Genomic DNA, 11,213 nt, shown 5'->3' on the forward strand with positions numbered 1-11,213 from the left:
CGATCGCGCCGCGATTGGGCGCGACCGCGTCGCGGTACTCGGTCGCGAACCACACGGCGTCGTCGACGACGTTCCGGGTCGCGGTCGCGAGCGCCTCGTTCCCGACCGCGACCCGCTCGTCGTCGCCGTCGTCCGCATCCGGCGGGCTCTCATCCGCATCCGGCGGGCTCTCGTCCGCATCCGGCGGGTTCTCACCCGGGGCCGCGTCGGGGTACTCGACGCCCTGCACGCCGAGGCATCCCGCGACCCCGGCGGCGAGCCCGACGCCGGCGCCCAACATGCCCCGTCGCGTCCGTTGCATGGGATACCCTCCCGCCGGCGGGGACTTAAATGTGGTACGCCCGATTCTCGCGACTGAATCCGCCCGCGGCGAGTCGCGGTTGGACCCGCCGATTGGTCGACTGCCGTGGGCCGTTCGGTCGGCCCCGCCGAGCGCGCCCCTTTTGAGGCGGGCGGTCCGAACGCTGCGTATGTCAGCGCCTTCACGCAGCGACGTCCCGCCGACGTCGATCGGGATCGACCTCCGCGAGGAGGGGGTCGTCGTCGAGTACCTCGACGGTCGGACCACCCTCTACCGCGGCGTTCCGGACACGGTCGAGGGATCGGTGACCGCGGGCCCCGGCAAAGAGACCCACGTCCTCGTCACCGATCCGACCGAGACCGAGGGCGTGATGACGTACGTCAACGACTACAACACCGACGACGAGATCTTAGAGGACTCGGGCGTCGGCCGCGTCATCGTCGAGGAGGGCGAGCGCGACGAGGTGTTCCCCGGCGTGATCGTCGGCCGGACCGGCCAGCGCAACGAGGTGATCGCGGATCCCGAGATCGCCGGCGGGCGCGTGTTCGTCTTCGTCGAGGACGGCTGGACCGAGGGGAGCTTCGAGATCGTCGAGGGGCCAGAGGAGGGGCTCGACGCGCACCGATGACCGTCGCACGGTCGGTCTCGACACCGACGGGCCCAACCCGATGAGCCTCGCGAAACCGTGGCGCGACCTCCACCGCTCGACGGTCGGGAGCGCGCCGAGCCGCTACGGGGTATACGAGCTCGGCGACGCCGACGGCGCCACGCTCGGGTTCGGCACGGGTGTGCTCCGCGACGGGTTGAAGGAGGCGCTGGCGTACGGGGACGCGGACAAGGTGCGCTGGGAGCTCGCGGACTCGCCCGAGCACGCGGAGCGACTGCTCGCGGAACACGTCGAGGAGTAGTCGGGAGCGACGGTACTCCGCCGTTCCCGAGCCATCGAGAACGACCGACAGACGAAAGTCCGGCGGCCGCAGACGAGTAGTCATGAGCGACGAGGCGGACGCCGACGACGAGGTGTTGCGCGCGAGCGACATCGGCGGCGAGGGGCCGCCGATCGAGGAGAAGCCGTACAAGATCGTCTTCGAGGCGAACAAGTGCTTCGGGGCGGGGAAGTGCGCCGAGGTCGGCGACAACTGGGAGATGGACATCCAGAGCGGGATGGCGAAGCCGCGGTCGTACTACATCGGCGAGGACGAACTCGCGGAGAACGTGCGGGCGGCCGAGGTCTGTCCCGCGAAGAAGGACCAAGGCGTCATCCACGTCGTCGATCGGCGTACCGACGAGGAGATCGCGCCCGACCCGCACGGCGACGGGACGCTCTCAGTCGACTGGTAATCGGGAGTCGCCGTCGGCGGTCGTCCCGTCGACGAGGACGCCAATTCCGTCGACGACGGCGCCCATTCCGTCGACGACGGCTCCCATCCCGTCGACGACGGCGCCCATCCGAAAGGCGTTTCACCCCGCCGCCGGAACCGGAATCCGCGCGGGGGTGGCTGAGCCTGGCCAAAAGCGGCGGACTTAAGATCCGCTCCTGTAGAGGTTCGAGGGTTCGAATCCCTTCCCCCGCATATCGCGGCGCTCACACACCGTGAGCGCCGGGTCTGGGCACAGAAGGGATTCTGACTAGAAAGCCGCAGCCCGGAACGAAGCGAGCGCAGCGAGCGGAGTGAGTGGGGTTCGAATCCCTTCCCCCGCGTGCTGTCGCGAGCACCTCGCGAGCGACCCGGCCCGGTCGATCTGATACCGACCTAGCAGCAGAACATGAACGGGTACACGAGGGCGACGCGGTCCCCGTCTTCCAGTATCGTGTCGAACCCGTTCTCGTTCTCGTTGAACTGACCGTTCACGAGGATCCGAGCGTACGCGATCGTCTGTTCGCCGACGGGGTTCTTCGTCCACGTGCCGGGGAGTTCGTCCGGCGTCGGCGCCCAGCCGCTGTGGGTCGCGTCGGCCTCGCTCTCGGCGATGAGCATGTCCTGAAGCTCCGGGTACTCCTCGAACAGTTCGTCGAGGAACTCGCGGAGGGTGTCACCCGCGAACGTGTACTCGAACTCGTACTCGCCGAGTTCCGTGCGGATGTGTCCGGTACAGCGCACGGTGACGGTCGTCTCCACCTCGGGCTCGGCGGCTGTCTCCGGCGCGCCCTCGGCGGCGGCGTCCGCCGACTGCCGACTCGGTGACATGCTCGTTTATACGATCCTCCCGGGCGTAAGCGACTGCACGAATATGTTCGCGTATCCGTCTCGTGCACGGCCGCTCTTTTCGGGGGCGCTCTCAGGCGATCTTCATCATCCGCGTCTCGAACTTCCCGACGCGGACGCGGACCCACCCCGCGAGTTCCGCGTCGAGCTCCGGATCGTCGGTGTCGACTCGCAGTGCGCGCACGTCGTCGAGCTTCGCCCGAGAGGCGACGATTCGCAGGTCGCACTGGCGGATCACCGCGGGTGACAGCTGCGGGTTCCCGCGGCCGAAGACGAACCCCTGCCCGCCGATCGGTGAGACGACGATGACGTTCTCCTCTCCGAGCGCGTCGAGGAGCTCGGTCTCCGTCCCGTCTCGCACCACCACCTCGCCGTCGCGCCACACGTCGACGCCGATCGGAGAGGGTTCGAAGCCGAGCTCCGCTTTGATCGCGCCGACGGTCGACCCCGGACCGAGGACGAAGGTGACGCCCTCGCCCGTCCGCTCTCGGATGTCGTCGGCGACGCCCTCCGCGAGGGACTCGACCGTCCCGCTCGCGGTCTGTTTCGACGATTGGAGGTCGTCGGCGACGGGGACGCGCGCGACGGCCCGGAGCTCCGGGTGGACCTCCCCCTCTCGGTAGGCGTCCTCGTCGATGTCCATCACCTCGCGGCGCTCGGTGCGAGAGAACGTCGCCGCCACCTCGGCCGCGTCCTCCGGCGACACGGCGAACACCGAGGAGTACACCTTCACGCCGGCGGGGACACCGAGCATCGGGACCTCGCTGCCCGCCGCCGCCAGCGCCGCCGCCACGTCGGTCGCGGTGCCGTCGCCGCCGACGAACAGCACGAGGTCGACCCCGTCGCCCTCGTCGCTCTCGACGAACGCCCGGACGACGCGCGCGGTGTGCTCGGCGCTCGTCTCCGTGGGGCCGGGCGGACCGCCGTTCTCGTTTCGCCCGTCGCCGAACGGGTCGATGACGCGGACCGGATCGAGGCCGGCGTCTCGCACGAGCCGCTCGCCCATCGGATCGGCCGCGGTCGAGACGGTCGCCTCGGGCGCGACCGCCGCGAGCCGGTCCAGCGCTCGGCGCGCGCGATCCGGAGCCCGCGGCTCTGCGCCGCGAGCGACCGCTTCCGAGACCTTCCCGTCGGTGCCCTTGAGTCCGACGCGACCGCCCATCCCGGCCACCGGATTCATCACGAAGCCGACGTGCATGTCTCGACCTACGGCGGCCGAAACTTAAGCGGGCGCGTCTCAGTTCCCGCGCCGGACCGCCGACAGTCCCGAAGTTGAATACTTAAGTCGTCCCCGGAGCAATCGCAACCCATGCTCCTCGAAGCCGCCGTGACCGAGCCGCTCCCGATCGACGCGACCGCGACCGCCGTGCTCCTCGCGAGCATCGCCGTCACCGCCGTGTGGCTCGCGTACCTCTACCGGTAGTCACCGGCGGCCGCTCCCCGATCTGCTCCTCGACGCCGAATCCCTCAGCCATCCGCCGGTCAGCTCACCGCGGCTCGACCAGCGTCGACCGCTCCCGCACCCACTCGGCGGCGCGTTCGGCATCCGCCGGGCTCGTCGCCGTGATCTTCACCCGGACGCTCTCGCCGGGATACGATCCCACGCTCACGTCGAACTCCTCTTGCAGCTCCGTGAACCGGTCGAGGAGGGCGCTCTCCGGTTCGTCGACGTCGACGGTGACGGTGTGGGTCGGCGTCCCCTCGAACTCGTCGGCGACGGACTCGAACATCGCCTTCATTTCGGTCGGGACCCCGGGGAGGACGTACGCCGACTCGACGACGGCCCCCGGCGCGACGCCGGCCTCGTTGCTGAGCGGTCGGCAGTCGGCCGGCAGGTGCGTCGTCCTCGCGGTGAGGTCGTCCGCGCTGTACCCGCGCTCGGCGAGCCACGCCGCGGCCTCCTCGTTCTTTTCGAGCGTCCGGCCGAAGGCGGCCGCGACCCCGTCCATCGTCACGTCGTCGTGCGTCGGGCCGACCCCGCCGGTGACGACCACCGCGTCGTACTCGGCGTGGTACTCGTTGACAACTCTTGCGATCTCGCCGACCTCGTCGGGGAGGACGGTCACGCGGCGGACGACCACCCCGCGCTCGTCGAGCCGGTCGCAGAGCCACGTCGCGTTCGTGTTCTCGGTGTCACCGACGAGGAGTTCGTCCCCGACGGTGACGACGGCGGCGTTCATACCTCAGATAAGGTGACGCGCACTCAAAAGCACCCGAGTTCGGACTCGGACCGTGGGCTGCCCGACCGCGGGCGTCCCTCGACCGGCTACTCCTCGTCGTCGTACACGCCGAGTCCCATCTCCCGGCGCTTCTCCCGGAGCTCCTCCAACTGCCGCCGGAAGTAGGCGGTTCCGACGACCGCCGCGACGATCGCGACGGCGAGGATAACGCCGAAGACGAGCAGGTCGGTCTCGCGGTACGATTGGACCACGATCGATCCGCCCTCCACCGACTCCCAGGTGATCCGGTCGCGCCCGTCGACCGTCTCGATCTCGTGGTCGCGCGGCGCGACGTGGCCCACGATCGGGAAGTCGGTGCTGAACCCCGGCGGGAGCGTCACCGCGTACGACCCGTCGACGTACGCCAGCGTTGTGAACCGCCGGGGCGAGCCGGCGGCGGAGAAGGCGACCCGCCCTTGGCCCGTCTCCTCGGGGAAGCGCACCCACGTCTCGTCGGGCGTCCGCTCGACCTCGCCGCCCGCGGCGCGGAACTCGGTGCCGTTGAGCACCTCTCCCTCGGCGGTCCGGTACCGGAACGCCTCGAACTCCAGCGGCTGGTCGCCGGCGTACGGCGTCTGTCGGTACAGCCGGAGCTCCTCCACGCCAGACGCGTTGTACACCGCCGTGTACTGGGTTCCAGTCGAGAGATTGAAGTCGGCGTCGCGGGCGGTGTCGAACTCGTACTCGCTCGGCGGCTCCGCGTCGAGGGTCTCGTTCGCGACCTCGCCGCCGTCGTTGACGTAGGTGAGACAGCCGGCGCTGACGGCGAGCAGCGCGACGACGGCGACCGCGAGGGCGAAACGTCGGTTCACGGGTTCAGACGACGCAGCGCATCTCCGCCGGGAGATAGGAGCCGATCGCGGCGAGCAGTCCCGGCGGGTCGGTGTCTTCGGTGCAGACGATACTCTGCTCTAAGAGTCCGAGCCGCTCGACCGTGACGATGTCCTGCGCGTGGCCCGCGCGGTTCACCGTCGCGCGCACCTCGCCGCGGGTCGCCGAGTTGACGTTGACCCGGCCGTTCCCGCGCTGCCAGTCGTACAGGCGGTCGCGCTCGGCGTCGGCGAGCCGGCTGGCCTCCGCGTCCGGATCGCCGGCTTCGCCGCCGTAGACGAACCGCAGCGGGAGGTGCTGGACCAGCCCGAACCGCTCGACCACCTGCGCCGGCGACCCCCTGCCGAGCCCGCTCTCGTCGGCGGGGATCCGCACGTCGACGCCGGCGTCGACGACGAACCCGTCGTCGTCCCACGACTCGAGGGTGCCGACGTACTCCTCGCCGGCCTCCAGCCCACCGTCGTGGGCGACGATCTCGCCCCACGTCTCCGCGAGGACGTTCCGGGCGACCGCGGCGTCCTCTCCGGTCACGTCCACCTGCACGAAGCCGTCGTCACGGACGCCAACCTGCCAGTCGACGCTCAGCTCGCCGACGTCGTTCGCGACGAGCGAGCCCATGCCGTCCATCGCGCGGTCGCGGGCGTCTCCCTCGACGTAGCACTTGGTTGCGAGGACGACCATCAGCCCGTCACGTCCACGTTGAGTTCGTCGCGCAGCTTCTCGACACGCTGCCCCATCGCTTCGCGGAGCCGGTCGTTTTCCATCGCCTCGACCGGGGAGCCGCACTCGGGACACTCGAAGCCGAAGTCCATCGCCTCGCCGAACTCGAAGCGGATCGAACACACCTCACAGAGGTAGAACTCGTGGGTGCGTTCGTACTCCTCTCGCTCCTCTAACGCCTCCAGCAGGCGGTACATCTCCTCTTCGAGGTTCTCCGGAATGTTGTCGTAGTGGAACGTCCAGAGGTAGGTGAGCCACCCCGAGTCCTCGTCGCGCACCCGGCGGTACGTCGCGAGGTCGTTCTCGTACAGGATGAACAGCGCGCGGCGGACATCGTTGAGCTCCAAGCCGAGCTCCTCCGCCAGCTCCTCGTCGGTGACCTCGCCGTCGGGCGGCGCGGCCGCGACCGGCATCCCCGTCGGCCCCACCAGCTCGTGGAGGTACTTCTGGATGACGGGGTCGTTCAGTAGATCCTCAAAAGCCATTACGCGAACTTGGTGGTGGAATCGGGTTAAAAGCTCCGAAAGGACCACCGTCGTCCGGGGCCATCCCGGGCTCGTCACAGCCGGAACGGGCCGTCGGAGGACAGGCGGCGGCTCCGGCAGAGCTTTAGGCGGCCCCTCGCACCACTCGTGCGTAATGAGCGACTCCGACGGACCGAACGCCCGAGAGGTCGACGCTCCCTCTCCCGGAACAGCCGACGGGCGGAGCGGCCGAGTACGCCTCAGGCGGGCGGCCGGCGCAGTCGCGCTTGCGACGGTCCCGGCGCTGCTGGCCGCGGCGCCGCTCGTCCCCGCCGCCGCCCTCCTCGGTCCCGCCGGTCTCGGCGTTCTCGACCCGGTCGCACTCGGGGGACTCCCCCCGACGGTCGCCGCCGCGCTCGCCGCGGTCGTCCTCGGTCCCGGTGGATCGGCGCTGATCGGCCCGTTCCTCGTCGATCGACGGATCGGGCGGCTCCCTGAGGCCGAGCTCGACGACCGACCGGCCGAATTCGTCGCCCACCGCGTCACGACGCTCGCAGGGGAGGTCGGCGTCGGCGTCCCGTCGGTGACGGTCGTCCGCGCCGACGCGGCCAACGTCGCCGTCGCGGACGGGTACCGCGGCGCGCGGCTCGTCGTCTCGACGCGGCTGCTCTCCCTCCCGGCCGCCGACCGCGACGCCGCGCTCCGACACGCGCTCGTTCGGCTCCGGACCCGAGAGGCGGCGGTCACCACGGCTCTGTTGCCGGCGCTGGCACTCGTCGAGACGGTCGCGCTGCTGGCGACGCTGCTCGTCGGCCGCCGCGCGGACCGGACCGCCGCCGACCGGCGCGTCAACCGGATCCACGGGTACGAGCCCGAGGAGAATCGGATCCCGCCGTGGGCGTACACGGTCGCCGGCGTCCTGCTGTGGCTCCTCCTCCTGCCGGCGTGGATCCCCGCGGCCGTCGGCGACCGCCTCTACGTCGGCGGCGGTCGCCGGGACGCCGACGCCGCGGTGGCGCGGCTGGGGAGCGCGGAGCGCGACGGGCTCGGGAACGCGGTCGCGTTCGCGGGCGAGGCGGCGGGCGCTACCGACTGGCCGCCCCTCCTCGACCGGCTGTCGCTCGCCTCGATGGCGGACGCCGAGACGGGCCGCGTGCGCGGGACGAGTCGACAGGAGGCGCGACTCCGCCTCGCGCTCCTGCGGTCGAAGCGGTCGCTCTAGGATCCGCGGGGGGGACCGGTTCGGGGACTCGCCGCCGCCCGGCCGACGCTCACGGGCGTGCGGGTACGACCAGTCGGAGCGTGGTCCCCCCGCTCGACGTGTCGACTGAGAACTCCCCGCCGGCCTTGCTCACGACCCAGCAGATCAGCCAGATCCCCAGCCGGTCCGCGTGGGTCAGCGGCGTCTCACCCCGATCGAGCACGCGCGTCTCGCGGTCGGGGATACCGGGCCCGTCGTCCGCGATCTCGATCGCGAGCCACCCGGCCGACCCCCGCTCGACGCTGATTTCGACCGACTGATTCGGGCCGTCGTTGTGCTTGGCGGCGTTCTCCGCCGCCTCTTCGATCGCCGTCATCAGCCCGACGACCGTCGTTTCGAGCGGGTCGTCGGGCGGCAGTGAGAGGGAGATCGCCGCCTCGGGATACCGGTCCCGCACCCGCGACCGCAGCTCGATCAGGCGGTCGCGGAGCTCGACGGCGGTCCCCGCCGGCGAGGGAACGGACAGCGTGCGATCGAGGTTCTGGACCGCGTTAGCAATTCTCATCAGGCTGTCCGCCGTGTCGTCGATCACCTCGAGCGAGTCGAGCGATTCGCCGTCCTCGTCGAGGTTCCGCCGCAGCAGCTCCGCGTACCCCGTGATGAGATTCATTTTGTTCCGGAGGTTATGGCTGAGGACGCGGTTCATCACCTCCATACGGCGCTCTCGGATCTTCCGTTCCGTGATGTCCGTCTGGAAGCCGACGAAGTGCGTGACCGTTCCCGCCTCGTCGCGGATCGGGGCGATCGTGAGGCGGTTCCAGAACGTCTGTCCGCTGTGTCGGTAGTTGAGGATGTCGACCACGACCGGCCGCTTGTCGTCGATCGCCTCTCGAACCGTCGCGGTCGTCTCCGGGTCGGTGTCCTCGCCCTGCAGGAACCGGCAGTCGACGCCGACCATCTCGGAGTCGTAGCCGGTGAGCGCCTCGAACTCGTCGTTCGTGTACACGAGGGGGTTGTCCCCCTCGGCGGTCTCGTCTTCGGTCCGACCTTCGGATCCGGCGTCGGCGGCCTCCTCGGAAGGCGTATCGATGACGCCGCTGGAGGGGGCGCCGTCGGCGGGCCTCTCGGGGCCCGTGTCCATCTCTTGTGCGTAGCAGGTGCACTACCGCTAAAAGTTACGCATCCACAGTTAACTGGCCCCGCACGGAGGGGGTTCCTGTCCGAGTCGGCGAACCGTTGACGGGGCTGCCCGGCGTCATGAGCGGGACGCCGGAGGTCGACGACGACGAGGCGGGGTGGATCGCCCGCGACGACGACTGATCGGCCGCGACGAGACCGCCCGGTCTCAGTCCGACTCGCCTCCGGCCTCGTCGGCGTCGACGACCGTTTTTCCGGCCGGCTCCGGGACGACCTCGCGGTCCGCGTCGACCCACTCTCGATCCAGCTCCGCGCCCTCGAACAGCCGGTCTAAGAACACAGCGAGCCCGGCGACCTCGGAGTGGGGCTGATTCGTCACGCCCACGTTGAAGTCGGCGCGCTCGTACAGCGCCCACGGCACCTTCTCGCCGCCGACGACCACGAGGAGATCGCGAGGCGTCGCCGGGTCGTTCCCCTCGCCCGCGGCGCTCTCCTCGTCCGGGAGCCCGATCGCCTCGCGAACCTCCCCCTCGACGTCCTGTACGCGCTCGCCGTACATCGTGAGGTGGACGACGACGCCCTCCCAGTCCCGGACGATCGCCTTCTGGTCCTCGCGAAGTTCGACCGCGAAGGGGCCGCCGAACCGATCGGTGATGTCCCGCACCGTCTCCCCGGACTGCCCGGCGTTGTCGGGGAAGATCACCCGGTCCGCCCCGAGCGCCCGGGCCGTGAGCCCGACGTGCGTCGTCATGCGGTCGTCGCGTCCGGGCCGGTGGCCGTACCGGAGGACGACGACCTCGCGCGCCTCGTGCATGGACGGCGATGCGCCCGCGACGGGTGTGGTCCTTTCGATGCGGTCGCGCGCTGTCCGGAACCGATGTGAACCATATTCATGGATCATCGACCGTATCGAATTCGAGAGGTAACCACGTAAGTGAAAGGTTCATGGGGGAGGCGGTCGCCGGGTGAGGTATGACGAGCGTCAAGGAGTTCCGCGTCGACGAGCCCGCGACCGCCGACTCGCTCGGCCGCGGTCGGTTCGTCTTCACGGACGCGTACTCGGTGTTCGACTGGGGCCAGATGCCCGACGCGATCCCGCGGAAGGGCGCCAGCCTCTGCGCGATGGGCGCGTTCAACTTCGAGCTGCTGGAAGCGGAAGGGATCGCGACGCACTACCGGGGCGTCTCGGATCCCGACGCGGGCGATCTCGTCCCCCTCGCCGACGCGAGCGCCCCGCCGACGGAGATGGCGATCGACCTGACGCAGGTCCCCGACCTGCCGTACGAGGGGCCCGAGGCGGGCTACGACTACGACGCCTTTCACGCCGCGGGCGGGGACAACTACCTCGTCCCGCTGGAGGTCGTCTTCCGGAACCGCGTCCCGGTCGGCTCCAGCCTCCGGCGACGCGCCGACCCCGCCGACTTCGGTCTCGACGCGGACCCCGACACCGACGCCGCCTCGGACGTCGCCGCCGGCGAGTGGCCCGACGAGCCCGTCGACCTCCCGGAGCCGGTCGCGGAGTTCTCCACGAAGTACGAGGAGCAGGACCGGTACCTGACTCGCACCGAGGCCGATCGGATCGCCGGCGCCGCCGACGTCGACGCCCTCGAGTCGCTCGCCCTCGACGTGAACCGCGTCGTCACCGAGCGCGCCGACGCCGTCGGCTTCGCTCACGAGGACGGGAAGATCGAGTGCCTGTACGCCGACGGCGAGCTCCGCGTCGCCGACGTGGTCGGCACGTTCGACGAGAACCGCTTCTCGTACGGCGGCCGCGGGATCTCGAAGGAGGTCGTCCGGCAGTGGTACAAGGCGAACGACCCGGAATGGGTCGAGGCCGTCACGGAGGCGAAGGCGGCGGTCGCCGGCCGCGAGATCGACGACTGGCGCGAGCTCTGCGAGCGCGACCCCGAGCCGTTGCCGCCGGCGGTCGTCGACGCGGTCTCCGAGCTGTACGCGGCGGGGACGAACGCGTACACCGGTCGCGAGTGGTTCGACGTCCCGGACGTCGAGGCGGCGCTCGACGCGGCCGACAACTTATAAATAATGGGGGGGGGGGGGGGGGGGGGGGGGGGGGGGGGGGGGGGGGGGGGGGGGGGGGGGGGGGGGGGGGGGGGGGGGGGGGGGGGGGGGGGG

The 11,213-nt window shown here is 70.5% G+C and carries 13 protein-coding genes, 1 tRNA gene and 2 pseudogenes; 6 read left to right on the plus strand and 10 right to left on the minus strand.

Annotated features, from left to right (window positions below; translation table 11 throughout):
- A pseudogene (locus OQF71_RS11780) lies at positions 1-301 on the minus strand (hypothetical protein); the annotation flags it as partial.
- A gap of 169 nt (positions 302-470) precedes the next feature.
- On the opposite strand from OQF71_RS11780, the gene OQF71_RS11785 reads away from it, so the two are divergent.
- From OQF71_RS11785 to OQF71_RS11795, 3 genes are all read left to right on the plus strand, one after another.
- Positions 471-929, plus strand: coding sequence for a DUF5796 family protein (locus OQF71_RS11785; RefSeq protein WP_280587898.1), 459 nt, complete (start codon positions 471-473; stop codon positions 927-929).
- Between the two features lie 40 nt (positions 930-969).
- Positions 970-1,209, plus strand: a complete 240-nt coding sequence (locus OQF71_RS11790; RefSeq protein ID WP_280587899.1) for a hypothetical protein — start codon at positions 970-972, stop codon at positions 1,207-1,209.
- Positions 1,210-1,291: 82 nt separating this feature from the next.
- The gene (locus OQF71_RS11795) at positions 1,292-1,642 is read left to right on the plus strand and encodes a ferredoxin (protein WP_280587900.1); all 351 of its coding nucleotides are present in this window, start codon (positions 1,292-1,294) and stop codon (positions 1,640-1,642) included.
- On the opposite strand, the gene OQF71_RS11800 is transcribed toward OQF71_RS11795, so the two are convergent.
- Complete coding sequence (locus OQF71_RS11800) at positions 1,628-1,750, minus strand: hypothetical protein (protein WP_280587902.1); 123 nt, start codon at positions 1,748-1,750, stop codon at positions 1,628-1,630. The two genes, OQF71_RS11795 and OQF71_RS11800, sit on opposite strands and share 15 nt — an antisense overlap.
- Positions 1,751-1,790: 40 nt before the next feature.
- Here OQF71_RS11800 and OQF71_RS11805 point away from each other — a divergent pair.
- A tRNA-Leu gene (locus OQF71_RS11805) sits at positions 1,791-1,875 on the plus strand.
- A 180-nt stretch (positions 1,876-2,055) separates the two neighbouring features.
- On the opposite strand, the gene OQF71_RS11810 is transcribed toward OQF71_RS11805, so the two are convergent.
- The 6 genes from OQF71_RS11810 to OQF71_RS11835 all read right to left on the minus strand — a co-directional run bounded on the left by OQF71_RS11810 (position 2,056) and on the right by OQF71_RS11835 (position 6,763).
- A complete protein-coding gene (locus OQF71_RS11810) occupies positions 2,056-2,490 on the minus strand; it encodes a MoaD/ThiS family protein (RefSeq protein WP_280587904.1) in 435 nt (144 codons plus the stop codon).
- Positions 2,491-2,581: 91 nt separating this feature from the next.
- A complete protein-coding gene (locus OQF71_RS11815) occupies positions 2,582-3,706 on the minus strand; it encodes an ATP-NAD kinase family protein (protein ID WP_280587905.1) in 1,125 nt (374 codons plus the stop codon).
- A 289-nt stretch (positions 3,707-3,995) separates the two neighbouring features.
- A complete protein-coding gene (locus OQF71_RS11820) occupies positions 3,996-4,688 on the minus strand; it encodes a molybdopterin-binding protein (protein WP_280587907.1) in 693 nt (230 codons plus the stop codon).
- An 86-nt stretch (positions 4,689-4,774) separates the two neighbouring features.
- Positions 4,775-5,539, minus strand: a complete 765-nt coding sequence (locus OQF71_RS11825; RefSeq protein WP_280587909.1) for a DUF5803 family protein — start codon at positions 5,537-5,539, stop codon at positions 4,775-4,777.
- 4 nt (positions 5,540-5,543) lie between these two features.
- A complete protein-coding gene (locus tag OQF71_RS11830; RefSeq protein WP_280587910.1) occupies positions 5,544-6,239 on the minus strand; it encodes a DUF2110 family protein in 696 nt (231 codons plus the stop codon).
- The gene (locus tag OQF71_RS11835; protein ID WP_280587911.1) at positions 6,239-6,763 is read right to left on the minus strand and encodes a transcription factor; all 525 of its coding nucleotides are present in this window, start codon (positions 6,761-6,763) and stop codon (positions 6,239-6,241) included. The genes OQF71_RS11830 and OQF71_RS11835 overlap by 1 nt, the downstream gene beginning before the upstream one ends.
- Before the next feature lie 154 nt (positions 6,764-6,917).
- Between OQF71_RS11835 and OQF71_RS11840 the strand changes: the two genes are divergently transcribed.
- The gene (locus tag OQF71_RS11840; protein ID WP_280587912.1) at positions 6,918-7,964 is read left to right on the plus strand and encodes a hypothetical protein; all 1,047 of its coding nucleotides are present in this window, start codon (positions 6,918-6,920) and stop codon (positions 7,962-7,964) included.
- A 49-nt stretch (positions 7,965-8,013) separates the two neighbouring features.
- On the opposite strand, the pseudogene OQF71_RS11845 reads toward OQF71_RS11840, so the two are convergent.
- Both OQF71_RS11845 and OQF71_RS11850 read right to left on the minus strand, forming a co-directional pair.
- Positions 8,014-8,967: pseudogene (locus OQF71_RS11845) on the minus strand (PAS domain-containing protein); the annotation flags it as partial.
- Between the two features lie 321 nt (positions 8,968-9,288).
- Positions 9,289-9,894, minus strand: coding sequence for a tRNA (cytidine(56)-2'-O)-methyltransferase (locus OQF71_RS11850; protein ID WP_280587913.1), 606 nt, complete (start codon positions 9,892-9,894; stop codon positions 9,289-9,291).
- Positions 9,895-10,052: 158 nt separating this feature from the next.
- On the opposite strand from OQF71_RS11850, the gene OQF71_RS11855 reads away from it, so the two are divergent.
- Positions 10,053-11,120: a phosphoribosylaminoimidazolesuccinocarboxamide synthase gene (locus OQF71_RS11855; RefSeq protein WP_280587914.1), complete on the plus strand. Its 1,068-nt coding sequence runs from the start codon at positions 10,053-10,055 to the stop codon at positions 11,118-11,120.
- Positions 11,121-11,213 lie beyond the last annotated feature (93 nt).

It is taken from the genome of Halorubrum sp. Boch-26 (assembly GCF_029889805.1).
Lineage (GTDB): Archaea > Halobacteriota > Halobacteria > Halobacteriales > Haloferacaceae > Halorubrum.